Source organism: Micromonospora avicenniae (genome assembly GCF_900156065.1).
Taxonomy (GTDB): domain Bacteria; phylum Actinomycetota; class Actinomycetes; order Mycobacteriales; family Micromonosporaceae; genus Micromonospora; species Micromonospora avicenniae.
The window spans coordinates 18,941-42,595 of record NZ_FTNF01000033.1 but is presented as its reverse complement, the minus strand read 5'-3'; the positions used below and the strand labels follow the sequence as shown (position 1 = coordinate 42,595).

Below are 23,655 nucleotides of genomic sequence, written 5' to 3'. Positions count from 1 at the left end.
CCCAGCCGGCTCTTCGGAGAAGTCACTTCCCGGACCCGCCGAGACCCAGGATAGAACCCTCCTCCCGGCGGTGTCTTGACACAGAGGGGAGCCATCGCCGGACACTCCGAGGGCGGCTGGATGGTCGCGCGCTCCGCAGCGTTCGGATCGCGGCTACCGGATGCCGTGCCGGAGATGTCTTGCCTGAGCACCCGGCCCCGAACACCGGGATAACGCTGCTCGGGGCCGGGTGGGGTTGTTCGGCGGTTGTTTCGCGCAACCGGCGCCAGGCGAGGGTGGTGACCGCTGTCATCATCACGGCCGCGATCCAAAACGGGGTGGTGATCTCCCAGACGCTGGCGAACAGACCGCCGAGGAGGGAGCCCAGCGCGGCTCCGCCGAAGTCCAGCAGTGCGTATGCGCTGCCTACCCGACCGCGCAGATGTTCGGGCACCGCCCGCTGCCGGACGGAGGCGACGGTGATGCCCCAGACCATGGCGTGGATGCTGAATACGACCAGGATGAGCGCGGCCACCCAGGGGGTCGTCGTGGTCGCCAGGGTCACGTGCGTGACGACCTCGATGACCAGGCCGGCACGTAGCACCGTCGTGTTCCCGAAGGCTCGCGTGAGCTTGGCGGCGACTGTCGTACCGAACAGGCCGCCGACCGCGAAGGCGGTCAGCAGGAAGCCGTAGCCGACGTCGGACAGGTCCAGTCGCTGCCGGCAGTAGAGGACGAACACCGCGAACGCGGCGCCGAACGCGATGTTGCCCAGGCCCATGGTGACGGCGAGGGTCCGCAGCAGCCGGTGCCGCCACAACCACCGCACACCGGCGGCGATCTCGTCGCGCAACGAGGCCTGCGGCTGGGGTTGCTGCTCCGGCGCGGGAACCGGTCGGATGCCGGCTATCAGCGCCGCAGCCACAGCGAACGTGAATGCGTCGAGCCCGAATGGTGTGGCGGCGGAGATGGCGAACAACCACGCGCCCAACGGTTTGGCGATGAACTGGTTGCCGATGGTGAAGCTCGCGTAGAGCCGGGCATTGGCGCTGGGCAGCTTCTCGGGTGCGACCACCGACGGGAGTAAGGCGCCCATGCCGGTGTCCGCGAGGGATTCTCCGGTACCGAGGAGGAAGAGCACCGTGTAGATGATGGGCACGGTGACGGTCTCGGTCGCGATGGTGGCCGCCAACCCGGCTAGGGCGACAGCGCGTACCAGGTTGACGGCAACGACCAGCTGGCGCCGGTCGAGCCGGTCGACGTAGGCGCCGCTGATCAGAGCGAACAGCAGCCAGGGCAGCTGCTGGGCGAAGGCGGCTCCGGCAATAAGAGCCGGATTATCGCTGACGGAAGCGACCAGCAACGGGCCGGCGGCCATGGTGACACCGTCGCCGATGTTGGACACCGCCGAAGCGGTCCACAGTTTGGTGAAATCCGCGCCCAGACGCGCGGATACAAGGGCACGCAAAAGAGCTCCTCGAGCCAAGAAGGGGAAACGGTCGTAGGACCGCCCCGCGGCGAGGAGCACTGCACCGCCGGCTAGTTCTTCCGGCGGCGGACGATCAGTGCGCGGTGTGCTCTCGCGGCGAAGCGGGGACCGTGACCATGGCGAGGCGCATCTCAACTCCTAACTGTGGATCAACAACCCAAGCAGGGTAGCCAGGTCGCCGTTGCGGCTCAATTGGATACAGGCATGACCGGACAGGCGACGGCGGGCCCTGTCGCAGTGACCCGTACGCGAACGACTACCTCGCCGTGCCCACCGCATGGTGTGGCAGGAGACGGATGGCTTCTCGTGCTACGCCGCCCATCAGTCCGCCTCCGCATCGGGTCACGCCCGGCGCTGTCCGGCCATGGAGCGCGGACCGCTGGTGTGCGACTTGCGGATAGCACGGGCGGGGTGTCCGGGAATCCTACGTGCCCGCCGCTCGCGGATGATTGCCTACGCTCTACGCCATGACGTCGGACGAGATGGGGCCACACGGGGAGACGCTCAGCCGGCTGGGCCGAGAGGCCAATCATCGAGACGTGGAACGAGCGTTTGTCGCGGCGGGATGGACCGCGTGCGGCGCCGGCGACTGGGCGATCGCGCTGCGCTCGCCGGACGGCACGGCGGCCGCGCGCATCAGCCCGTTCGACCCAACCGGCCCATATTCCGCTGCCCTGTACCGGAAGGCCGCGCACACTCGCCAGGTCCCAGCACTGTTCGCGCACCGCCGTCTGACCGGCGGCGGCGATGTTCAGGTTCTGGAATGGCTTCAACCCGTCCCCGTGGACGAAGCCGTCGCATTCCACCGGGCGGTGGCCGAGAGGGCCCCGGAAGTTGCCGATCTCGTTGATGTCGTGCGCCGTGTCCACGAACAGGCTCGGCGGGAGCTCCCGTGGTGCGGACCGCTGGACCACAATCCGGCCAACGTCATGCGCGCCGCGGATGGGCGACTCGTCGTCGTCGACCTGTTCTACGCTGACGGCCCGAACCTTTACGCGACCGCAGCCACGAATCCTGACCTCGTGGTCGCGCTGATCCCGGAAGCCGAGCGGCGATTCATGACCGAGATCCCGTTGGCCGCCTCCGGGCCGTGGGAGTCGGCGGCACGGGAGTCGATGCGCGCCGGACTCGCGGCAGCCGACGAGCGCAAAGCCGCAGAATCGACACGGCGACCTTCGCGAGACTAGGACGGGCAGGACATGGACCAAGGCACCCGCGACGAGGTGCTCGGCCGCTTGGCTGAGGCAGTCGGGTCCGTCGCAGTCGCACATCCAACCCGGGTTGCCATCGACGGACCGCCCGCTGCAGGCAAGACCACGCTCGCCGACGAACTGGCGGTCGTCCTGCGCGCACAGGGCCGCGACGTCATCCGCGCGACGATCGACGACTTCGTTTTTCCCCGGGCACAGCGTTATCCGCGCGGCGAGTACTCGGCAGAAGGTTGCTACTTCGACGCCCACGACTACGACGCGCTGAACCGGGTTCTGCTCGATCCGCTCGGCCCGGGCGGAGATCGACGCTTCCAACCCGCGGTCTACGACCACACCGCGGATACTGTGCTGTCCCCGCCGGTCACGACCGCCCCGGCCGGCGCCGTGCTGCTCTTCGACGGCGTCTTCCTCATGCGCCCCGAACTGATTGATCGGTGGGACCTGCGCATCTTCGTGTCGACCGCACTAGAAGAGACCGTGAATCGTGCCGTGTTCCGAGAGCATCAGGTGTCATCTCGGGCTGAAGTCGAACGGCGCTGGCGCCAGCGTTACATCCCCTCCCAACAGCTCTACTTCGCTACGGTCCGCCCTACCGATCACGTCGACATCATCGTGCACAACGACGAGCCCCAGCAGCCGGCGTGGGAAACCTCGACACATGGCAAACCCAAGCCGGCGGAGTTCCGCTAACAGCCGATCTTGTCCAGCTCGGCGTGGTCGTCGTCGGAGAGGGAAAGTCCCGCGCCCGCGATGTTCTCGCGCAGGTGTGCCGTGGACGAGGTGCCGGGATCAGCAGGATGTTCGGTGAGCGCTGCAGCAGCCAGGCCAGGGCGACAGACATCGGTGTCGCCTCCAACCGGGCGGCTACGGTCGACAGCGCGAGGACTGCAGCGCGTTGAAGCCGCCGAGCGGGAAGAACGGCACGTAGGCGACGCCCTGGTCAACGAGCGCGTCGATCAGCTCGTCGTCCTGCCGGTACGCGAGGTTGTACATGTTCTGCACGCACACGATCGACGCGATCGTCTGCGCCTCGGCGACCTGTTCCGGCGTCGCGTTGCTCAGTCCGAGGTGCCGGATCAGACCTTGCTGCTGGAGCTCGACGAGCGTCTCGAGCGCCTCGGCGACCGAACCGGGCTGGGGTCCCTCGGCATTGCCGAGCCGGAGGTCGACCAGGTCGAGCACGTGGAGACCGAGGTTGTCGAGGTTCGCGTGCACAGCGCGGCGCAGGCTTTCCGGGTCACGGGCCGGCGGCCAGCCGCGATGCTGGTCGCGGTTCGCGCCGACCTTTGTCACGATGTGCAGCGACTCGGGGTACGGGTGCAGCGCCTCCCGGATCAGCTGGTTGGTGACATGCGGCCCGTAGGCGTCGGCGGTGTCGATGTGGGTGATGCCGAGCTCGACGGCTCGGCGCCGACTGCAACGGTGAACCCCGGCCGATGCGGTACTCGGAGCTGTCGCGCCTGCTCGCCGGCGTCAGCCAGAAGATGCTGACTCAGACGCTGCGCTCCCTGGAACGCGACGGTCTAATCAACCGCACCGTGGTGCCGACCGTGCCCGTCACGGTCACCTACGAGCTGACCGACCTCGGCCTCTCCCTGCACCAGATGCTGCGCGGCATGAAGGACTGGGCCGAAACGCACATGGACGACGTGCTCGCCAACCGCGCGACGTACGACAGCCACGTCGCCTGAGCCCAGCAGACACGACGTCAGCCCAGCCCCGCTGCCTCAAATCGAGTCACTGCATGATGGTGACCGGTGGATGATCCTGCGAGGCGGTGCACCGGTAGACCTGAAGGGTGTAACCACGACCAATTTCGACCTGCGTCGGGGTGTGGTCGACCGACTCGTCCTCAATGAGGGGACGCCAGCTGCGGCTGTCGCCGTCCCATTCGTCGCTGGGGATGGTAAGAAGTGGTTCCAGCGGGGCGCCGCAGCACCGGAGCTCATCAGGGCCCGCCGGGCTCCGGAAGGCAAAGAAGGCGGACCAGCCACCGACCTTCCAGCCGGGAGCGACGGACAGATCGCCCCGGTAACCCGGTTGCTTCTCGTCCGGTGACTGCAGGAGCTTCCGCTCTCGGGAGATGATACGTTCCGCCAGCTCATCATCCAGCTCGTGATAAGCCGGGTATTCGACGACCTGCTCCGGGTACAGAACGCAGGGTTCCGGCACGTAACAGCCCTGACCGGCGAAGGCCGGCTCGGGCGGGTTCATCAGCAGGTTCCGCACGCCCGTGGACCGCCGCCACCGCAGATGTACGGCCGAACGCGCATCCATGATTTCGTCGAACGGGCACCACAGCACTTGAAGCATGTCGGTGCCATCGGGACAGGGCAGATCGGGGACGTCCCGGGCGTAGAGCTGCGCCAGCGGGATGAGCGGCAGCGGCTGCCTCGGCAACAGCGCCGGGTCGTAACCGGCATCGATGCGGTCCACGACCTCCTTCTCGTCGGCGGTGAGCAGATTCGTTCCCGGCAGCCTGGGCCGCTTCCATGCCGCGGCGAGAATGCGTCGACGCGTGCGGACGTCCTCCAACGTCGTCAACTCGTACGGCTCGTGCTCGTCGCTGCATGTCGGCCAGGCCTCGCCTACCGGCCACAGCAAAGGCCCACCCACCGAACTGTCATGCACGGTCGGGTCTCCTGGGCGGGGATGAAGGCGGGTGGCCCTCCTGGACATCCCTGCCAGTTCCGGAAACAACGAGACCACATCCAACGGACGCGGTGGGGTCGTGGGCGTCATGATCCCCCTCTCGATCACCGGCCTGCATCCAACCACGTGGCGCTGACAGGGGAGGATCCGTCACAGAGCCCGCTGGTCATCCCGCCAGACCTTTTGTGACTGCTCTTTAGCGCGACGAGAGGCTCCACCTCTCCGTAGGGGGCGGGTTGCCGCTACCGGCTGCCACCCCCTGGCATCAGGCGCCCATCACCCGTCAGGCGCGGACAAGGCATCCGCTGATCGGCGGGCGGACGTTCACCGAAGGCAGCCGCGCAACGTGTGGGGACGGTGGCGGGGGGCACTCGAATCGGAGCTGTCCAGCCTCGATCAGTTTCAGTTGTCGTCGGCCGAGGTGAATGCCGCGGTGCACCACTTGGCCGGCAGCAGAACAGGTCGCCGCCGGGTCGCCCGCGGTGCGGGGAGTGTCGTAGTCGGTATCTAGGCTGACGCCGTGAGCATGAACGGCAACTGGCTGCGCGTTTCCCCGGACGAACTGGAACGCGCCAGGACCGACCTCGGCTGGGCCTACGAGATCGCCATGACGGCGCGCGACGACAACTCCGGACGCTGGACCGCCACCGACAAGGCATGGAACGGTCTTGATTTCCTACTCGATCGGCTCGGCTTCGAGATTCCGCTGGTGCTGGGAGCAGAGAGCTTCGTGGAGTTGCCGGACGTCGAACCCGACAGCGAGGAGATGTTCGACTTCCTGGAAAACCTCGAAGACGACTGGGGCTACGGGCCGCCCTCCTACCTGACACCGGCCCAGGTAGCCGCCGCGGCGTCGCAACTGGCCACACTCACCGAAGACGACCTCATCCGCGGCGTCGACCCGCAGGAGTTGAACCGGGCCGAGGTCTACCCCGGGACCTGGGAAAAACCCGGCGAGCTGGCTTGGGTGGCCCACTACCTGCCCGACGTCCGAAGCTTCTTCGCCGCATCCGCTAAGGAGGGCGACGCAATCATCTGCTGGCTCGACTGATCCGCACGACGCAGCCCACCGAAGCACTGCGAAATAGGTGGGACGGCGTTCACGGCCAACCCCCCGGACTAGCACTCACACCGGCGGTTCGGAAGTGCCACCAGACCTGAGAAATCAACCGCCGAGCGTGACGCCTACTCACCGAACACGGGAGGACGGCGGCAGGGCCGTGCGTTCGTCCGTGAAAGGATTGCGGTCGTGGCACCTGACGCAACTCCGGACCGCGAGGTTGAACTCGAGACGGAGCGCCTGCTGCTCAGGCCTTGGCGGGTAGCCGAGGCTGTCGTTCAGCGTGAACTCTGGGCCGAACGTGATCCACGAGTGCCGCCGCACCGCCGAATCGACGCGGACGGACACCCCACGGTCGCGGAGCTCGAGGATTCGATCCGCACCAACCAGCTGTGGTCGACCGGGTTGCTGGCGGTCGAGCGGAAGGCCACTCGCGACGTCATCGGCTGCTGCGGGCTAGTCGACAGCGGACGAGGATCGGACGGGGAACCGGAACTGGCGTTCGAGCTGCTACGCCGAGTCTGGCGCCAGGGATACGCAACCGAGGCCTCGTTGGCGGTTCTGGACTGGGCGAGATCCTCCGGGTACGAACGTCTGTGGGCCACGGTCTGGGACTGGAACACCGCTTCTCGCCGTGTACTGGCCAAGATCGGTTTCACCGAGACCGAGAGGAAGGAAGTGGACCCGGTCTACGGTACTACCCTGTTCACCACGAGACGGCTTTGACAAACCCGGCGTTTGGCTTTTGAGGACGGCCCTGAGCAGCGACGGCCATGCCTCAGCAGTCCCCCGCCGAGTTCGTGCGGTGTCTGTCACACAGGCCGGGCGCCTCCGTTGGCGAGATAATCGCCAGGAATGACCGCCGGCCCGGCGTGGGCGTGCTCACGGCCGCGCTGCGCGGTGGGGGCGGGGCGAGATTGCGCGACTACTTCGCGCGGTTCTGGGTGCGCGTGCGGCCGTATTCAGCCAGGGCATGGAACGCGGCCTTCGGCGTCCACGAGCCGTCCGGCAGTACCCGCACGATCCCGCGCGCGGCCAGGTCGTAGTCGTGCTCCGGGTCGCCGGTGGTCGGTAGGTGCCGGTTCGCGAACGTGTATACGAACGCCGCCTCCACCCCACCGGACTCGTAGTCGTGCAGCAGGTCCATGAGGTAGCGGGCCTGGCCCTCCTCGTCACGCTCCAGCTCCGCAGTGAGCTTCGCGGCGCGGCCGCGCTCGTCGTACGTCACCGGCTCCGTCGCGCCCGCGACGTCGGCCGCGCCGCGGAATGTGCAGCAGCCGAACTCGGTCGCGGCATACGGCTTGCCCGCCCCCACCGCGGCCGCCAAGGTTTGCGGGAACGCCGCGGCGTTGGTCGCGTCGCGGTAGCCGGCGTCGCTGGCGATGATGTCGAACAGCGCCCAGTCGACGTCCTCCAGCGGGATCGACGCGTAACCGACGGGGCCGTCGAATCGCTTCCGCACCGCGGGCACCGCCTCGGCGAGGAAGTCGCGTACCGCGGCGCGGGCGGCTGGGACAGCCTCCCGCATCCGCATCGGATCGGTGAACAGCGCCATACGCTCCGCCAGGTCACGGCCGGGCAGGAAACCGTCGGTGAACATGGAGATCTCGGAGCCCGTGAGGTACACGACCGACGCCCCGGCGTGCCGCAACCGCTCGGCCCGCTCGGCGCCGTCGAGCACGAACGCCATGAGCTCGTCGCGGTCCAGGCCGTTGGTGAACGGGCAGTACCACACCTCGAGCCCAGCCTCGGCGGCGAATCGCGAGGCCAGCTCCAGCCGGTCCTGGACACCGCCGGTGATGCGCACCGCGTCGCAGTGCAACTCCTCACGGATGACACGCAGGTCGCGCCGCACGGTCTCGGGGTCGAACGGTTCGTGCGTGGTGGACCCGGCGCTCACGAAGCCGGTGTCGTAGTTCATGCCGAAGATGCGCATGGAGATTCCTCTCGCCTTTAAGGTACGTCGCGTACCCTATAGGGTACGTCGAGTACCCTGCAAGACATGAGCACGAGGCGCCGGGGTGAGGAGCTGGAACGGGCGATCCTGCAGGCGGCGGCAGAGGAACTACGCGAGTCCGGCTACGCGGGGATGACCATGGACCGGGTCGCCGCCCGCGCCGGGACCAACAAGAACGCCATCTACCGCCGGTGGCCGCATCGGGCGGCGCTCGGCATCGCGGCGTACCGCCACCTGTCCGACACCGTGATGCCTAACCCCGACACGGGCACCCTGCGGGGCGACGCCCTCGAGATGCTGCGGCAGGCGAACGAGACATGGTCCTCGCCGCACGGAGCAGTCCTACGCGCCCTGCTGGCGGCTGCGGCGGACGACCCGGCGCTGCTCGCCCTCATGCGCGAACGATCGGGCGCGGACACCATGGACCGCGCCTGGCTGACCATGCTCGAACGCGCCGTAGCACGCGGCGAGGCGCCGCCGACGGCTGCCCATCCGCGCGTCGCAACAACGCCGATGATGCTGCTACGAGCCGAGTACGCGATGCGCGGCATCCCCTCGGTCCCCGACGAGGTACTGATCGAAATCGTCGATGAGGTCTTGCTACCACTCGTACGTGGCCGCGCCTGAACACCCACACGCCGAACGTGGCCGCGCGCCACTCGACGCTCACGGGAAACAGGTTCCGGGCACTCCGGCCCTTGCCTCCGCTCGCCAGAGCCACGATCATCTGCCCTGACATCGGCAGAGCCGAATGCCCGCGCCGGCGAGGCTCGCCACCGGCAGCGACGGGCACACCGGCTGCCCACGGGCTCGACGCGCCATGAGCGCGCGGGACGTGTGCCGGTTCAGGACTTGGGCCGTCGTTCCATCCCCGCCGATTCCCACTCGTGCAGGACCCAACGTAGATCGGCACCGCATCACCTTATTCAGGTCGACCGAGGCCCAACTCGTGGGACGCTCGCTCGTCGGCAGAGCCGAACGTCCGCGGATCCGCGTATGCCCGGTGGACGGCTCCGACACGGACGGCCCCGACGTGGAGTGGAGGTGACGGATCAGGCCGGGAAGACCTCCACGTGGGTCAGCCGCGCGTCGCCGTGCCACCAGTCGGCGACCGCGATCGCCACGTAGCGCCCGGAGGTCCGGACAGCGATGTCGGATTCCGGGCGCGGACGCGCGACGGAGGCGACCTCGACGTAGTCGAGGCCGTCGGCGGAGACCGCCACGGTGACCGGCCGGCGCCGACCGGGGGTCCAGGTCAGGTGGAGCGAGGCGAGGTCCTGGCGCGTTCCGAGGTCGATCACCATCCGGCCGGTCGGACCGGGCTCCCAGGAGGTACCCGGGTCGCCGTCGACGGCCGCCGACGGGTCGGTCATGCCAGCCGGCAGCGGCGACGTCGGGTAGGTCGTCCGGGACCGGGCGAGGTCGCTGGTCGGCGTCACCGGCGCACCGGCGAACTCCACGTCGCGGCTACGACCAGCGGGTACGGTCACCCGACGGGTGGCACCGCTGGCGGCGCACTCCACCTGTACCGACACGATGTCGCCGGCGGGTGCGGTGATCGTGAGGTGGTGGGAGTCGGTGACGTCGAACCGGGTGCCGGCGGGGACCGCCCTCGCGGGCGCTACCGGGGTCGCGGTGAACCGGGGTGGCTCGACGCGGGCGGTGGCGGCGGCGAGGTCGACCTGGTAGTCGGTGGTGCCGGATCCGGTGACCTGGCTCCCGCGGTACAGGCGCGGCGTCGTGGGCTGCGGGAGCGTGACGGTGGCCGTCGTGATGTCCTCGTCGGACAGGTTGAACATGCTGAGGTATCCGTCCGCGTCGCTGACCCGCAACGCCTCCGGCCCGCCGCTCGGCAGTGCACGGGACGCCGCCGCGGCCAGGGCCGAGTGGTTCGCGTCCGCGTACCCCTCGACGATCAGCCGGGTGCTGCCGGCGGCCGGTCCGCTGGAGAGGGTGACGTTGGTGCCGGTCACCGTGATCGGGTTCTGGCCGTTGTGGACCACCAGGCCGGCACGCCCGTCGACGTCCAGCCAGGAGCCGGCGATGGTCGGGCGGTCCGGCACCACCGCCGCGTCGCTCCAGGTGACGCCGTCGAGCGAGGTCTGGATGACGTACCGGGTGCCGTAGGCGGCCTCCCAGTCCAGGCGTACGCCGCTGATGTCCGTCGGCGCGCCGAGGTCGACGGCGAGCCAACTGTCCGGGCGGGCGCGCTCCTCGCGAGCCACCGCCCAGCGGGTTCCGGTGTTGCCATCGGTGGCGTTTCGTGCGGGGTAGGCCGGGTCGGCCGACGAGGCGGTGGTGGGTCGGCCGGTGGCGAGGTCGACGCCGCGGGCGTCGAGCACGGCGAGCGCGAACAGCGAGTAGCCGTACTGGGTGGCGGGGGCCTGGCCGAGCATCCGCACCCACCGGGCTGACCGGGGCGGGAGGTTGACCTGGTCGGTCCCGCCGTCGCCGAGGCCCGATTGTCCGGCCAGGGTGACGGACCCCTGCTCGCCGGTGAAGGTGCGGGTGCCGGTGAGCCCGGGTACGCCGGGCATGTCCAGGTTGAACAGCGTGAGGACGCCCTCGTCTTCCGCGATGCCGGTGGTGGCGTACACGACCGTGCCGGTGGGGAGCGTGGCGTATCCGGCGGTGCCGCCGGCGACCCGCAGGACGGTGGCGGTGGCGTCGACACCGTCGCGCGCCACGGTGTACGCGGCGGAGGTGCGGCCGAGGACGGGCGCGGACTGCCTCGGCAGCAGCGACGCGGCCCGCGTGTCGAACAGCCAGTTGTCGTGGGCGGGGGCCCACAGGAACGACACGAAGCCGGTCTTGCTGACCGCCGCGGCGAAGGCGGTCGCGGTCTGCTGGGCGGTCAGGCCGGCCTGCTCCCCGAAGTCCCTCGTGCCGGCGGCCGCGGTGAAGAACGTGGTGCTGTCGACCGGCTGGACGACACCGCCGTTGGCGGCCCGCCAGGCGTGGAAGAGATAACTGATCGCGACCTCGGCCCGCGCCTCCGGCTCGTACTTCGGTTCGCCGCTGAACTTGGTAAGTCGGTCCTCGGGCGGGTAGTTCAGGTAGGGCATGAGCCGGTCGGCCAGGTCCGCCTCGGCCCGGGCCGCGTGCCGGTCACCCTGGACCTGCGCGAGGAAGGCCAGCGGCAGGACGTCGCGGCCGTACAGGTGGTAGCGGTCCGCGACCATCGGCATGAACGGTTCGCCGGCGTCGCTGGCCATCAGTCGCATGGTCCGCCACAGCTCAGCCCCGTTGGGTTGCCGGGTGAGCGCCTCGGGGAGTGGTTGGCCGGCGGTCAGGAAGTGCGCTGCGGTGCGGCCCGCCGTACGCCAGAGCTCTTCCTGGTAGTGCGGCCCGAAGGAGCCGTGGTTCTCGACCAGGAAGGAGTCGTGGATGTTGTGGGCGGTGTTCCACTGCGCGACCGTCCGCCCGTCGACGACGGCGTGGCTGGCGCGGTCGGCGGGGGGAAGTCCGGTCGCGTTGATCGTCCACGTGAGGAACCGCTCGCGCCACCCGGCGGCGCGGTCGTCGTCCGCCGCCCAGGCCAGGCCGGGCGCGATCGCCTGGGCGTAGACGCCCATCTCTTCGAGCTTGGTGTCACCGATCCAGCCACCGGTCAGGCCGTTCGGCGTCCAGTCGCCACTGAGCGGGTCGTCACCCGTGCCCAGGTCGGAGGCGTACGCGGCCTGTCCGCGGGCGATGCGGTCGACGTTGGTGCGGGTCGCCTCGTCCAGGTCGGCCCAGAGCAGCCGGGCGGCCAGGATGAAGTAGAGCTCGAAGGTGCTGTCCCAGAAGAGTTGCTGGCCCCACTCGGTGCCGCCGGCGAGGCGGTTGGTGGCCGCGTACCGTCGGATGGTGGCGACGGTGCGGCTGTGCAGGGTGTCCCGGTCGACGCCAGCGGCTGCCGCGTCGTATCCGGGCGCGGTGAGCAGGACCGCGTTGCCGAGGACGACCGCGAAGCGGAAGTCCGCGAGACGGTAGGCGTTGAGCGCCGGATCCCACTGCTGCTCCGACCATCGCGTGTGGGCGAGCAGCAGTGCGTGGTAGGTGGCGGCGACCGGGTCGGTGGCCGCGACCGGCGACGTGGGCGCGAGCGGCGCGGCCTGGGCGCTGCCGGCGGGCGAGGCGATGGCGAGGCCGCTGCCGATGGCACCGGCAAGGATGAGGAGCCGCCTGCGGCTCAACGCGAAATCGGACATGGGATGGCCTCGCTTCCCCGTTGACAACGTTGTCTCAGCCCCCAGAGGCTCCGATGATCTTCTCCGGATGTCAAGGGGCGCGAACCCCTTAACCGCGTGCTCGACGCCACGGACACCCGGGCTTGGCGCGCGACGGCCGCCGAACGTAACGGTGATGGCTGCTTTTGCCACACGGGCGGCGAGACTGCCGGGGTGGCGGCCAACAGCGGGATAACGATCGCGGCTCATGCCCTGGCCTGGATGGAACTGGCCAGGCGGCGCGGTCGTGAGGTGCTCACCTCCGAGGAGGTGGCCGCCAGCATCAACACGAACGCGGTCATCGTCCGACGCAGCCTCGGTGACCTGCAGCGGGCCGGCCTGGTGCGGGCACGCCGCGGCAACGGCGCCGGCTACTCCCTCGCGCGGTCGGCGACGGAGATCACGTTGCTGGACGTCTGGCTGGCCGTCTCACCGGAGCCGCTGCTGGCCCTGGACCACGGCAGACCGAACCTGGAGTGCCCGGTCGGACGCGGAATCCGGCCGGTGCTCACCGACCTGTACGACGAGGCGACCGACACCTTCCGGGCGGCGCTCGCGCGCTCGACTGTCGCCGACATTCTGCAAAATAGGGTCCGGTTCCGGCGGCCCCGTCGCGCTGGCGTGGGCGAAACCGCGCCGTATCGGGCATGGCCGGCGGCCACACGGGTAGCCCGCTGGGCATGGAGGCTTCAGTGGCGCACCTGCACGGCGGGCCGCTCGACGGTGTGCAGCGCGAGCTGCCCGACGGTCCCGGCGACCTCGTGGATTTCACCCACGAGACGCGCGACGGGACCTGGTACGTGCAGTACCGCAAGGTTCGTTCGGCCGGCGACGGCTGGCACTACCAGGCCACCGGCGGGATGGAGAAACAGGACGAGGAGTGACATCGGCGGCGCTGGCCTGATCCGGGGTTTCCGTCCCCGGCACGAGGGAAGCCAGCGGCATGGCCGAAACCTTCGCGGATCAGGACCTCAAGACCTTGCGGTCGATCGCGCGCGCAGCGGGAATGCCGGACACGGACCGGATGCCGCACGACGAGCTGGTCGAGATGTTGCGCCGGGCCGGACTGGCCGAGCCGGACGGCGGGCCGGCCGACACCAACCTGGCCGAGCAGGGCGGTGCGCCGACCTCGAGCACGTACCGCGGCGAGGGCGTCGGACGCCGCGAGTCGGCCGGCGGGTCGGGTGCGCAGACGGCCGCCGCCGTCGACCAACCCACACAGGATCCGGCCGGGTTGTCCGGCCTGCCCCGCAGCAGTCTGGACCTGGGTGACGAGAGCACCGGCGGCCGGGCCGCCGAGGAGGCGATCGGGGCCCGGCGGGGCGAGACGGTGGTCGACGACCGCGCCCAGGACGCGCGGGGCGTGCAGGGTGAGGACCAGGACCTGGCCGGGCTGTCGGGCCTGCCCCACAGCAGTCTGGACCTGGGTGACGAGAGCACCGGCGGCCGGGCCGCCGAGGAGGCGATCGGCGCCCGGCCAGGCGAGTCCGGCACGGAGATCGACGACCGCACGCAGCGCTGACACCGCCGGGGGCGGCGGGGCCGGCGCTGGTGATGACGCCGCCACGGTCACCGCTGTAATCCCGCCGAGTGAGGTGAGTCGGACACAGCACCGTTGCCGATGCCCGTCTTTACGGCACGGCATGGTCGGAGCCTGGGATCGGTCGCACCCACGGCGACCCACCGATCCGCCAGGACCGCTGCGACGACAGTACTGCCGGGGGCCAGGGATCGTGCTGGCCGCTCACCCAAGAGCCGCCGCGACGCGGTGGTTTCCCGCACCCTGACCGACACCGACACGCCGGTATGGGCCAAGTCGCAGGTCCTTGACGGCGACCTGGTCGACGCGGTCAAGCGCGAGCGGCGCGACGTGGTCGTCACCGGGAGCCTGAGCGTGGTCCGCCAGCTGATGGCCGCGGACCTGGTCGAGGAGTACCGGCTGCTGACTTTCCCCACCGTCCTCGGCACCGGTCGACGGGTCTTCCCCACCGACGGCCCCCAGCTCGACCTGGAGTGCCTGTCGGCCGCACAGATCGGCGCAGCCGTCCTCACCCGCTGTCGGAGGGCCGCACGATGACCGCGCTTCATCGTCTTGTGCGAGATCCCGACCGAACTCACCGGAGCGGGCCGCGTTGGCCGAACGGGTCGACTGGTACTGGGCCGTTGAGGAGCACCTGCGGGCGGCCGGCCAAGACATCGACCAGGTCCGAAGTGGAACTTCGGCGGCACCGCGATCCTCCTCGGCGCCCGCGTCACTCCAGACGAACTCGCCCGGGTCGTCGCCCTGATGCGCGGCTGACCGCCAGGTAGATCACGGGGCTGGGCGGTGCTGGAAGATCTCCTCGTGGGGTCGTCGCAGGACGTCCAGCCCATTACCTTTTTGATCGTCCCCAAGCCGGTGCCCCTCGGTCGCCCGGCCCGGTATGACTTCCTGCCCCTGTCGTTCGGACGAGCGGCCGGGGGCGGGGTTCACTGACCGTCATCGGTTCGGGCCACCGCGATCCCGTACCTGGCAGCGCCAGTCGTCAACAGCGAGCTGCTACCAGAGCCGGGTGGACATAGCGCCCACTACTGGACAGAAGATGCGAATTAACTTCTTGTGGCATAACGCGGGCTGAATGTTACGGAATCCGGAAGTTCCTCTCGTTAGGCATGAATCCGCCTAACGTTCGACATGGCTCATCGCACTGAGCCCGACCAGAAGGAGTGAGGAACATGTCGACGAGGTTCTTGACCAAGCTCGCCGGCGGGGTGGTGCTGGGCAGTGCTGCCCTGTTGCTCGCCGCGCCCGCCACCGCGCTCGCCGCGGCCAATGAAGAACCCAGTGAGCCCAAGGCCTCGAGCCAGGGGCAGGAGTCGCGGAAGAGGTCAGACGAGAAGCCCAAGACGTTCGACCTGAAGGACAAGGAGGGTAACGGGGTCACCTGCGCGACCACCGAGCAGATCAACGAGCAGAACATCGTCAACATCATCAAGGACAACACCATCAGGAACAGCATCGTCTCGTTCAACCTGCACGCACAGCAGGCGGCGTCGAACTCCATCGGACCTCTGCCCAACACCGTCGTCGTCTGCATCCGTGACATCGACGTGGACGTGGATGTGAAGACCAACCTGCTCAGCGACCTCCTCGAGATGGTCCAGGCCAATCTCGGCGAGGCTGGTTCCCCGGTCAGCGGCGCCCCGGCGCCTGCCGGCGCGTACGCGGGTCCGGACGGAGCCTGGGTGTTGCCGAAGACGGCCGCCGTCGCGGCCGGTGACGGTGGCTCGCTCTCCGACACCAACACCGGTGCCCTGACGGCGATCGGTGCCAGCATGATGGGCGTGGGTGCGCTCGGCGGCCTCGCGCTGCTGCGTCGGCGGTCCGCCAATGGCACTGTCGCCTAAGGCGGCCAGGAGCGCCAGCGGCCGCCACGGATTCCCGTGGCGTGCCGCTGGCATCTTCCTGGTCGTCCTTGTCACGCTCGGCGGAGCAGGATTGATCGGGCTCGCGGCCATGGCTCCCGATCCCGTCCGGCCGCCACAGCCCGACCTCGCCGCCGCACCGCCATCCCTGCCGTCACCGTCGGCGGACGATCCCACCACACCGACCCCGACTCCTACGGCGACGGCGACGGCGAAGCCGAAGCCGAGCAAAGCCAAAGCGTCGCCGACCACCGGGACGACTCAAGGCGAGGCGCGCAGTGTTCGCGGCCTGCAGACGTTGGCCGGGATGCCGCGATCGCAACCCACCCGCATCAAGATCCCGCGAATCGGCGTTGACGCGCCGACGGCTCAGGTCGGGCTGGACAAGAACCAGCAGATCGCGGTCCCGCCGTTGAACCAGCCCAAGACGGCCGGGTGGTACAAGCTGGGACCAAGCCCCGGCGAGGTCGGGACCGCAGTGGTGGTGGGCCACGTCGACTCACGCGCCACCGGTCGGGCAGTCTTCTTCCGCTTGGGCGAGCTGAAGCCGAAGGACACCATCGAAGTGCTCCGCGCAGACGGCAAGAAGGCCCGATTCATCGTCGACGGGGTGGCCCGCTACCCGAAGAAGCAGCTCCCGCTGGAGCTGGTCTACGGCCACACCGGCAAGGCGCAGCTGCGCGTGATCACCTGTGGCGGTGACTACGACAAGGCAGCGCGGTCGTACAAGGACAACATTGTGGTGTTCGCGACTCTAGCCCCCACCCCTGCCAGCTGAGGCCGTGGTCCGCGAGACCCAGGCGGGGTGGCCAACGTTGACTCCGCCACCGACTACCACGCTCGGGCGGCACCGGTGTCAGACTTCGCCGGACGGGGACCAGGTGCAGCGCCCTACCGGCCGGACGACCTGTCTCCGTCCGGCGAAGCTGCTAGCCCTCGTGGCGTCCGGCGACGAGGTCCGCGGCTGCTGGCTGCGTTCGTGGAAGTGACGTACCACTTGCCCTGATGAACGGGTCGCGTAGATGAGGGACGGCCACAGCGCGATCCTTCGAGACGGCCAGGCCGAACGATAGTGCGGCGCGATGGCCGCATATGAGAGCGTGCGCCCTGTTGAACTGCTGTGCGAGCAGATCGCGGGCGCGTCGCCTGATGTGTTGCAGGCGCCGTCTTGCCGGACTGTCGGACGGATTCAGGAAGCGGACGGGCCCGCGGTGGTGTCCGCGGGCCCATCCGGCCCTGATGCCGGCGGTAACGGTCAGCGTCGGTTGAAGAGCTGGCCGCGTACGGCCCCGCCGGGGTGATCGGCGGTGTGCAGGTTGGCGTAGTAGTCCGACGGGTGCTCGGCGATGTCCTTGACGAGCGTGGAGTCGAGGCCGGTGGCGGTACCGGAGATGGCCACGATCGTGGCGGGGACGGCAGTGCCGAACAGCGGGACGACCACAGAGCCGTTGGTGCCGAGTCGCCCCTTGTGGATGTGGCCGAGAGTCGGGTTGATACCTACCCAGGCGAACGAGTAATCGACCTGGGTGTTGCGGGCCTTGACGAAGGCGACCGCTCGTCCGGTCGGATCAGCGACGGCGGGCCCGTCGGCGACCGGGACCTCCTGGTCGCCGGAGAGGAACGCCTTCTCCATTCCCCCGTTCTTCAGCAGACCGAGCAGGTCGGCGGGCCGAGCGAGCTTGCGCAGCTGGCCGCGTACGGCGCCGGCGGGGAACTCCTCGGTGTGCAGGTTGAGGTAGAAGTTGCTCGGATCGGCGCGGATCGCGTCGGCGGTGGCCCGATCGTCGACGGTCACCACACCGGAGGCCGCAGTCGCCGTGTCCGGCATCGGCGTGGCGAACAGCGATAGTTTGATCGGACCGTTGACCTCGGCGCTCCCCTCGTGGATGTGACCCACCGTCGGGGCGCTGATGCCCGTCCAGGAGAAGGCGAACGTGACCCGGTCGCCCTGCACCCGGACGAGGCCGGTGGCGCTGCCGTCGCGGTCGCCGAGGATCCGCCCAGCTAATGCCGGCTGGCCCGGTGCCTGCACGAGGTTCAGGCCGTTCATCTCGGCCGCGAAGTAGCTCGGCTTGAGTTTGGCGCGTTCGATGGCGGCTGACTTGTCCGGCGTGGCGTTCGGCGCACCGTGCGTCATGTCGGCCATGTCATGGTCCGGCGGTGATGTCGCGGTGCTCGCGTGCGTGGCGGCCGACGGCGTGGCCGCCGTCACCGGGCTGCCCGCAGCCGCGACGAGAGTCAAACCAAGCACCAGGCTCGACACAGCGAGAAGGGGAGCTCGCATGGAGCGTGTCCTTTCGGGGAGAGGATGCCGTGCGGGTCTGCGTGGCACGACTCATCGCGGACACGAGCCGGGGAGGCTTCCGGTTCATGATCAATTCTGACGCGACGGATTGAACCGCGGGAAGCGATGACTCGTGTAAACCGCGACCCCATACGTCAACGGCTCGAAGGAGATTCCCATGCGCACTCCGATGATCATCCTCGGAGTGGTTCTGATCGCCACCACCGCCGCATGCGGCAGCACATCCGGCCCCGCCGGCCAGGGCGCACCCACCACCGCGGGACGCCCGGGTGCCGGGGATCAGAATGCGGTGCGCGTCAAGGTGGAGGAGTCGAGCCTCGGGCCCATCCTGACCGATCAGAATGGCCGGACGCTGTACGCGTTCCGCAACGACAAGGGCCGCACCAGCAGCTGCACCGACGAATGCGTCGCCACCTGGCCGGCTCTGATCAGTCGTGAACCCGCTACGACCGGGACGGGCGCTAGCCGAGAACTGCTCTCGCAGACCGATCGAGCGGAGGGAACCAGCCAGGCCACCTACGGCGACTGGCCCCTCTACTACTACGTCGGTGACGTCGGCCCTGGGGATGTCGACGGACAGGGTGTCGATGACGTGTGGTTCGTCGTCGGCGCCGATGGGAAGCTCATCAAGACAATGCCGTAGCGGCCGCCTTTTGACGTCCACGGCAACCGGTCCCTGTAGGCCCGGAGTGCCACGAGCCGTCACGCTCGATTTTCCGGGATGGTGTCGTATCAGGGCCCAGCCGTTCGTGGAGCCAGTGTGCGGCGGCCGGCTGGCCGCCGGACACGAGGAGTCGGGAAGGCCCTCGTCCGGGGACTGAGAGGAGACGAGCATGACGGAGTACCTGATCGCCTTCAACGATGAGTGGGTGCCCGAGCACACGGCGGAGGAGCTACGTGCGAAGGGCACGGCCAGCCGGGCTGTGGTCGCGGAGATGCGCGCCGAGGGTGTCCTGATCTTCACCAACGGCGCGCTCGACCGTTCCACGGCGCTGTGCAGTGTCGAGGCGGTCGACGGCAAGCCCGTCTTCACCGACGGCCCGTACGTCGAGACCAAGGAGCACCTCGGCGGCTTCGCGGTCGTGGACGTGCCCGACGACGAGGCCGCCCGGTACTGGGCCGGCAGGCTCGCGACCGCGCTCGACTGGCCGCAGGAGGTACACCGGTTCCGAGGCCCCGGGGAGAAATGAGCGAGGTGCCCAGGTACCTGCTGTTCGTCTACGGGCCGGCCGGCCGCACTGAGGGGTCGAAAGCGTGCCGCGGCACGGTCGGGGTGCGTCCCTTCCGAACCGAGGAACCGGTCCGAACGCCACCGGCGCCGTGACCGGTCCCAGCGTCGAGCAGGAGATCACCCGTGTCCACCACGAGGAGTGGGCACGGGTGATCGCCGGCCTCGCGCGCCGTTTCGGCGACCTCGACGTCGCTGAGGAGGCGACGGCCGAAGCGTTCCTTGCGGCTGCGGAACGGTGGCCGGGCGATGGCGTACCGCCCAACCCCGGCGGTTGGCTCGCCACCACCGCGACCCGCAAGGCGATCGACCGGCTCCGTCGCGAGTCGCAGCGCGACGCCAAACACCAGGAGGCCCGGCTCATGTACGACGACAGCCCTCCTGAGCCGACCGGCCCGGTCGGGGACGACCGGCTCAGACTGATCTTCACCTGCTGCCACCCTGCGCTCGCGATGGAGGCGCGGGTGGCGCTCACCCTGCGCCTGCTCGGCGGCCTCACCGTCTCCGAGATCGCCCGCGCCTTCCTGGTGCAGGAGACCACGATGGCGCGACGGATCACCCGCGCCAAGGCAAAGATCAAAGCGGCGCACATTCCCTACCGGGTGCCCTCAGCCGACGACATCCGCGAGCGGGTCGCCGGCGTGCTCGCGGTCGTCTACCTCGTGTTCAACGAGGGCTACCTCGCCGGCGAGGGGGACGACGCGGTGCGCGTCGACCTCACCGACGAGGCGATCCGCCTCGGCCGTCTGCTCCGAACTCTCCTCCCGGACCACGGCGAGGTGGTCGGCCTGCTCGCTCTGATGCTCCTCACCGACGCAAGACGGCCGGCGCGGGTGTCCCGCACCGGGGAGCTGGTGACTCTCGACGAGCAGGATCGCGGCGCATGGGACCGCACCCTCATCGCGGAGGGCAAGGCCCTGGTCCATGAGCGGATCGAGGCGGTAGCGGCCGGCGGTGACCCGCCCGGGCGCTATCAGCTGCAGGCCGCGATCAACATGGTCCACACGGATGCCCCGTCCGCCCGGGACACCGACTGGTCCACCATCGTCGCTCTCTACGGGCGCCTGATGCTGCTCGATCCCTCGCCGATCGTGCGGCTCAACCGGGCGGTCGCAGTCGCCGAAGTCGACGGACCCGGGGTCGGGCTCGCCGAGATCGACCGGCTGGCCGAGGTCCTCGACAGCTACCACGCCTTCCACGCCGCACGCGCCGACCTGTTGCGGCGGCTCGGGCGCGGCGGTGAGTCGCGGGCGGCGTACGACCAGGCCATCGGTCTCGCCGGCAATCCCGCGGAACGGGCCTACCTCACCCGCCGCCGCGACCAGCTCGCCGGCTGACCGGCACTCGGAATCAGCCCATGCCGGCCCCGTTCGCACTTGTTGTGCGGCTCGACCGCGCCGGGCTACACCGCGGCCAGGATCCGCGCGAGCTCTGCCGGCCGCGTCACCATCGGCCAGTGTCCGGAATCGATGTCGACCAGTTCGACGTGCTTGGCCCGGGCGAGCTCGGGGACGTCACCCGCAGCGATCCACTCCCGCGCCTGCTCTGGCGTGAAATCGGGGCAGACGATCACGACAGGTATGTCGAACCGCCGCTCATCCGTCAGTCGTACGACGCCCCTGGCCACGCCCGCCGGGGCCGGGATCGTGGCCGCTTCGAACGCACGCCGCGCCTGCTCGTCCAGGTCGGCCGCGTCGGCGCCTTCGAACGGGCCCCAACCCGGGAACGGCATGACGCCGTCGGTGATCTCGAAGAAGTCCGCGTACGGCTGTCCGTCGTTCGATGGAAACCCGCCGATCAGCACTACCTTCGCGACTCGGTCGGGCCGCGCGTCGGCTGCCATCCAGGCCAGGGTGCAGGCGGCGGAGTGCCCCACCACCACCGACCTGCCACGCCCCGCATCCACGGCGGCAAGCACCGCGGTCATCTGGTCGGCCAGCGTCGCCGACCGGTTCCCGTCACCCTGACCGGGCAGGGTGACCGGCACCGGGTGGTGGCCGCTGTCCTCCAGCTCTGACGCGACGCCGGTCCACGCCGATGCGTCGAGCCACAGGCCACCCAGTAGCACGATCTGTTCTGCGGTCATCGCACCAACCTAACGGCAATTCCGGACGATATCCTTCCGGGTATTCTCGCCGTCGTGCCAACCGGTCCGAGTCCCACCGCCCGCGCCCTGCGCGCGCTCGAGATCCTGCAGGAACGTCCCGGCACGACTGCTGACCAACTCGCCTCGCTCCTGGGCGTGACGGAACGGGCCGCGCGGCGCTACGTCGGCATCCTTCGCGAGGCCGGCATCCCGGTCGAGTCGACCCGCGGGCCGTACGGGGGCTACCGGCTGGGCCGCGGCACCCGGCTCCCGCCGGTCGTCTTCACTCAGGAACAGGCCCTCGTTCTGGTCATGGCCGTGCTCGACGGGCAGCCGAACGCCATCGACGCCGACGACCTGGTCGGCTCGGCGCTCAGCAGGGTCATCCGGGCCCTTCCGGAAAGCGTTGGACGGCAGGCAGCGGCGCTACGGGCGTACGCCGCGGCCACCCCCGACCGGCATTCGGCCCGCCCGGATCCCGCCATCACGAGTGCCCTCATCGCCGCCGTCGCCGATCGGCGCCGCGTCATGGTCACCTACCGGGGCGGGAGCGGCGAGGAGCGGGACGTCGAGGTCGATCCGTGGGCGGTCGTGGTGCGGTATGGGCGCTGGTACCTGCTGTGCCGTTCGCTCCGCGCGGACGCGGTCCGCACGTACCGGATCGACCGGATCCGGGCCGTACGGCAGACCCCGCACGCCTTCACACCACCCGACGACCTGGATCCGGTGGCTGCGCTCGAGGAGCATCTGGGCGCGGGCTGGAAGTACCCCACCCGGGTGGTGTTCCACGCGCCGTGGGAGAAGGTGGCACCCTGGATCCGGCCGCCGATGGGCCGCCTCCAGCCGGACGGCGATCGATGCGTACTGGTCGGCAGCACCGGAAATCCCGCGATGTACGCGCAGGAGTGGCTGGCACCCGTCCCGTTCGACTTCTCTGTGGAGGAAGGCCCCGAACTACGTGCCGCGGTGGCGGCGGTCGCGGCCCGTTTCGGCGCGGCAGTCTCGCCCGCCGGTGCGCGGCCCACCCCCTGATCGATTGCTCGGGTACGACCACGACTGACTGCGCGGCATGGCCGGCGGTGATGGCAATGCGAGCTAAGCTCTTCAATTAAGCGTGTTGACGGCGACCGATGGCGGCGGCGCCGCCTCGCGCGGCTTCCGGTTGTGCGGGAAGGGAGCGGACCTGGCAACGGAGGAGCGGTTCACGACGAGTGCCGGCGGCGGCCAATTGTCTGTCGAGATCACTGGCAAGCCCGACGGAGTTCCGATCTTCCTTCTGCATGGCACGCCAGGCAGCCGCAGCGGACCGAAGCCCCGTAGCAGCGTCCTGTACCGGTACGGTATCCGTCTCATCAGCTATGACCGGCCCGGGTACGGCGGGTCGACGCCTCGCCCGGGCCGGACGGTGGCCGGTGCCGCTCAGGACGTCGCCGCGATCGCGCGGCATTTCGGCATCTCACGCTTCGCGGTGGTGGGTCGCTCCGGCGGCGGCCCGCACGCGTTGGCTTGTGCGGCGTTGCTCTCCGAGTCGGTCGCCCGCACGGCCGTACTCGTGGGTTTCGCCAACCCCGAGGCGGCCGGTCCGGACTGGTTCACCGGCATGACCGAGAGCAACCGGAGCGACTTCACCGCCGCGTCGTCCGACCGGCTGCGGCTGGTGGAGCGTCTGCGGCAGCAGGCGGAGCGGACCCGGCGCGACCCGGAGAGCCTGCTGACCCAGCTGGAGGCCGACATGACCTGGCCGGACCGGCACGTGGTGCAGGATCTGGCGATCCGGCGCCTGCTGGCCCAGGCCTACCGGGAGGCACTGCGCGGTGGCCCGCAGGGCTGGATCGACGATGTGCTGGCGCTGCGGCGGGACTGGGGTTTCAGCCTCTCGGCGATCAGCGGGCCGGTGCGGCTGTGGCACGGCGAGCAGGACAACTTCGCGCCGGTCAGCCACACCATGTGGCTGGCCCGGCAGATCCGGACCGCGGAGGTCCACGTCCAGCCTGGTGCCGCCCACTTCGGCGCGGTGAAGATCCTCCCCGACATGTTGGAGTGGTTGTCCAGCTGGTGAGGCGGTGCGGGCG

General features: G+C 69.6%; 21 protein-coding genes and 3 pseudogenes. 17 read left to right on the top strand and 7 right to left on the bottom strand.

Annotated elements, in window-relative coordinates; genetic code table 11:
* Positions 1-22 precede the first annotated feature (22 nt).
* Positions 23-1,447 (bottom strand): MFS transporter, encoded by a 1,425-nt coding sequence (locus tag BXA10_RS28640; protein WP_084753460.1) that lies wholly within the window; start codon positions 1,445-1,447, stop codon positions 23-25.
* A gap of 488 nt (positions 1,448-1,935) precedes the next feature.
* Between BXA10_RS28640 and BXA10_RS28635 the strand changes: the two genes are divergently transcribed.
* Positions 1,936-2,655 carry a hypothetical protein gene (locus tag BXA10_RS28635; RefSeq protein WP_076473958.1) on the top strand — a complete coding sequence of 240 codons (720 nt, stop codon included), beginning with the start codon at positions 1,936-1,938 and terminating at the stop codon, positions 2,653-2,655.
* Between the two features lie 12 nt (positions 2,656-2,667).
* Positions 2,668-3,369, top strand: a complete 702-nt coding sequence (locus BXA10_RS28630) for a cytidylate kinase family protein (protein ID WP_076473957.1) — start codon at positions 2,668-2,670, stop codon at positions 3,367-3,369.
* On the opposite strand, the pseudogene BXA10_RS28625 reads toward BXA10_RS28630, so the two are convergent.
* Positions 3,366-4,068 (bottom strand): annotated as a pseudogene (locus BXA10_RS28625) (oxidoreductase). The gene BXA10_RS28630 and the pseudogene BXA10_RS28625 overlap by 4 nt on opposite strands.
* Before the next feature lie 5 nt (positions 4,069-4,073).
* Between BXA10_RS28625 and BXA10_RS28620 the strand changes: the two are divergent.
* Positions 4,074-4,370 (top strand): annotated as a pseudogene (locus tag BXA10_RS28620) (winged helix-turn-helix transcriptional regulator); the annotation flags it as partial.
* Between the two features lie 46 nt (positions 4,371-4,416).
* On the opposite strand, the gene BXA10_RS28615 reads toward BXA10_RS28620, so the two are convergent.
* Entirely contained in the window at positions 4,417-5,310 is an 894-nt protein-coding gene (locus BXA10_RS28615) for a hypothetical protein (RefSeq protein WP_217696880.1), read from the bottom strand.
* A gap of 547 nt (positions 5,311-5,857) precedes the next feature.
* Between BXA10_RS28615 and BXA10_RS28610 the strand changes: the two genes are divergently transcribed.
* Entirely contained in the window at positions 5,858-6,382 is a 525-nt protein-coding gene (locus BXA10_RS28610) for a YfbM family protein (RefSeq protein ID WP_076473956.1), read from the top strand.
* A 198-nt stretch (positions 6,383-6,580) separates the two neighbouring features.
* Positions 6,581-7,117 (top strand): GNAT family N-acetyltransferase, encoded by a 537-nt coding sequence (locus BXA10_RS28605; RefSeq protein WP_076473955.1) that lies wholly within the window; start codon positions 6,581-6,583, stop codon positions 7,115-7,117.
* Positions 7,118-7,316: 199 nt separating this feature from the next.
* Here the strand turns inward: BXA10_RS28605 and BXA10_RS28600 are convergent, their stop codons facing one another.
* Positions 7,317-8,327 carry a glycoside hydrolase family 113 protein gene (locus tag BXA10_RS28600; RefSeq protein WP_076473954.1) on the bottom strand — a complete coding sequence of 337 codons (1,011 nt, stop codon included), beginning with the start codon at positions 8,325-8,327 and terminating at the stop codon, positions 7,317-7,319.
* A 66-nt stretch (positions 8,328-8,393) separates the two neighbouring features.
* Between BXA10_RS28600 and BXA10_RS28595 the strand changes: the two genes are divergently transcribed.
* Positions 8,394-8,975 (top strand): TetR/AcrR family transcriptional regulator, encoded by a 582-nt coding sequence (locus tag BXA10_RS28595; protein ID WP_076473953.1) that lies wholly within the window; start codon positions 8,394-8,396, stop codon positions 8,973-8,975.
* Positions 8,976-9,400: 425 nt separating this feature from the next.
* Here the strand turns inward: BXA10_RS28595 and BXA10_RS28590 are convergent, their stop codons facing one another.
* Positions 9,401-12,541, bottom strand: coding sequence for a discoidin domain-containing protein (locus tag BXA10_RS28590; RefSeq protein WP_076473952.1), 3,141 nt, complete (start codon positions 12,539-12,541; stop codon positions 9,401-9,403).
* A gap of 96 nt (positions 12,542-12,637) precedes the next feature.
* Here BXA10_RS28590 and BXA10_RS28585 point away from each other — a divergent pair.
* From BXA10_RS28585 to BXA10_RS28560, 6 genes and pseudogenes are all read left to right on the top strand, one after another.
* Positions 12,638-13,132, top strand: a pseudogene (locus BXA10_RS28585) (Rrf2 family transcriptional regulator); the annotation flags it as partial.
* Between the two features lie 107 nt (positions 13,133-13,239).
* Positions 13,240-13,443, top strand: a complete 204-nt coding sequence (locus BXA10_RS28580; RefSeq protein WP_139338212.1) for an SH3 domain-containing protein — start codon at positions 13,240-13,242, stop codon at positions 13,441-13,443.
* Between the two features lie 350 nt (positions 13,444-13,793).
* Positions 13,794-14,081, top strand: coding sequence for a hypothetical protein (locus BXA10_RS32780; RefSeq protein WP_425436133.1), 288 nt, complete (start codon positions 13,794-13,796; stop codon positions 14,079-14,081).
* A 246-nt stretch (positions 14,082-14,327) separates the two neighbouring features.
* Positions 14,328-14,636, top strand: coding sequence for a dihydrofolate reductase family protein (locus tag BXA10_RS31165; protein WP_245828611.1), 309 nt, complete (start codon positions 14,328-14,330; stop codon positions 14,634-14,636).
* 638 nt (positions 14,637-15,274) lie between these two features.
* On the top strand, positions 15,275-15,946 hold the full coding sequence (locus BXA10_RS28565) for a hypothetical protein (protein ID WP_076473949.1): 672 nt from the start codon (positions 15,275-15,277) through the stop codon (positions 15,944-15,946).
* Between the two features lie 91 nt (positions 15,947-16,037).
* Positions 16,038-16,742: a class F sortase gene (locus BXA10_RS28560; RefSeq protein WP_425436132.1), complete on the top strand. Its 705-nt coding sequence runs from the start codon at positions 16,038-16,040 to the stop codon at positions 16,740-16,742.
* A 477-nt stretch (positions 16,743-17,219) separates the two neighbouring features.
* Here the strand turns inward: BXA10_RS28560 and BXA10_RS28555 are convergent, their stop codons facing one another.
* Positions 17,220-18,248, bottom strand: a complete 1,029-nt coding sequence (locus tag BXA10_RS28555) for a CHRD domain-containing protein (protein WP_076473947.1) — start codon at positions 18,246-18,248, stop codon at positions 17,220-17,222.
* Between the two features lie 178 nt (positions 18,249-18,426).
* On the opposite strand from BXA10_RS28555, the gene BXA10_RS28550 reads away from it, so the two are divergent.
* The 3 genes from BXA10_RS28550 (at position 18,427) to BXA10_RS28540 (ending at position 20,834) form a co-directional block, all read left to right on the top strand.
* On the top strand, positions 18,427-18,912 hold the full coding sequence (locus tag BXA10_RS28550; protein ID WP_076473946.1) for a COG4315 family predicted lipoprotein: 486 nt from the start codon (positions 18,427-18,429) through the stop codon (positions 18,910-18,912).
* A 190-nt stretch (positions 18,913-19,102) separates the two neighbouring features.
* Entirely contained in the window at positions 19,103-19,459 is a 357-nt protein-coding gene (locus BXA10_RS28545; RefSeq protein ID WP_076473945.1) for a YciI family protein, read from the top strand.
* A gap of 130 nt (positions 19,460-19,589) precedes the next feature.
* Entirely contained in the window at positions 19,590-20,834 is a 1,245-nt protein-coding gene (locus tag BXA10_RS28540; RefSeq protein WP_076473961.1) for an RNA polymerase sigma factor, read from the top strand.
* A 65-nt stretch (positions 20,835-20,899) separates the two neighbouring features.
* Here BXA10_RS28540 and BXA10_RS28535 read toward each other — a convergent pair whose 3' ends face one another.
* Positions 20,900-21,583: an alpha/beta fold hydrolase gene (locus tag BXA10_RS28535; RefSeq protein WP_076473944.1), complete on the bottom strand. Its 684-nt coding sequence runs from the start codon at positions 21,581-21,583 to the stop codon at positions 20,900-20,902.
* Between the two features lie 54 nt (positions 21,584-21,637).
* Here BXA10_RS28535 and BXA10_RS28530 point away from each other — a divergent pair, with 54 nt between their 5' ends.
* On the top strand, positions 21,638-22,615 hold the full coding sequence (locus BXA10_RS28530) for a helix-turn-helix transcriptional regulator (protein ID WP_076473943.1): 978 nt from the start codon (positions 21,638-21,640) through the stop codon (positions 22,613-22,615).
* Between the two features lie 82 nt (positions 22,616-22,697).
* Positions 22,698-23,642 (top strand): alpha/beta fold hydrolase, encoded by a 945-nt coding sequence (locus BXA10_RS28525; RefSeq protein ID WP_245828609.1) that lies wholly within the window; start codon positions 22,698-22,700, stop codon positions 23,640-23,642.
* The last annotated feature ends 13 nt before the right edge of the window (positions 23,643-23,655 follow it).

Bases quoted from the DNA above. Each gene is read 5' to 3' on its own strand.
- BXA10_RS28635 (WP_076473958.1), top strand. From the start codon at position 1,936: ATGACGTCGGACGAGATGGGGCCACACGGGGAGACGCTCAGCCGGCTG.
- BXA10_RS28630 (WP_076473957.1), top strand. From the start codon at position 2,668: ATGGACCAAGGCACCCGCGACGAGGTGCTCGGCCGCTTGGCTGAGGCA.
- BXA10_RS28610 (WP_076473956.1), top strand. From the start codon at position 5,858: ATGAACGGCAACTGGCTGCGCGTTTCCCCGGACGAACTGGAACGCGCC.
- BXA10_RS28600 (WP_076473954.1), bottom strand. From the start codon at position 8,327: ATGCGCATCTTCGGCATGAACTACGACACCGGCTTCGTGAGCGCCGGG.
- BXA10_RS28595 (WP_076473953.1), top strand. From the start codon at position 8,394: ATGAGCACGAGGCGCCGGGGTGAGGAGCTGGAACGGGCGATCCTGCAG.
- BXA10_RS28590 (WP_076473952.1), bottom strand. From the start codon at position 12,541: ATGTCCGATTTCGCGTTGAGCCGCAGGCGGCTCCTCATCCTTGCCGGT.
- BXA10_RS28580 (WP_139338212.1), top strand. From the start codon at position 13,240: ATGGAGGCTTCAGTGGCGCACCTGCACGGCGGGCCGCTCGACGGTGTG.
- BXA10_RS28565 (WP_076473949.1), top strand. From the start codon at position 15,275: ATGTCGACGAGGTTCTTGACCAAGCTCGCCGGCGGGGTGGTGCTGGGC.
- BXA10_RS28555 (WP_076473947.1), bottom strand. From the start codon at position 18,248: ATGCGAGCTCCCCTTCTCGCTGTGTCGAGCCTGGTGCTTGGTTTGACT.
- BXA10_RS28550 (WP_076473946.1), top strand. From the start codon at position 18,427: ATGCGCACTCCGATGATCATCCTCGGAGTGGTTCTGATCGCCACCACC.
- BXA10_RS28545 (WP_076473945.1), top strand. From the start codon at position 19,103: ATGACGGAGTACCTGATCGCCTTCAACGATGAGTGGGTGCCCGAGCAC.
- BXA10_RS28535 (WP_076473944.1), bottom strand. From the start codon at position 21,583: ATGACCGCAGAACAGATCGTGCTACTGGGTGGCCTGTGGCTCGACGCA.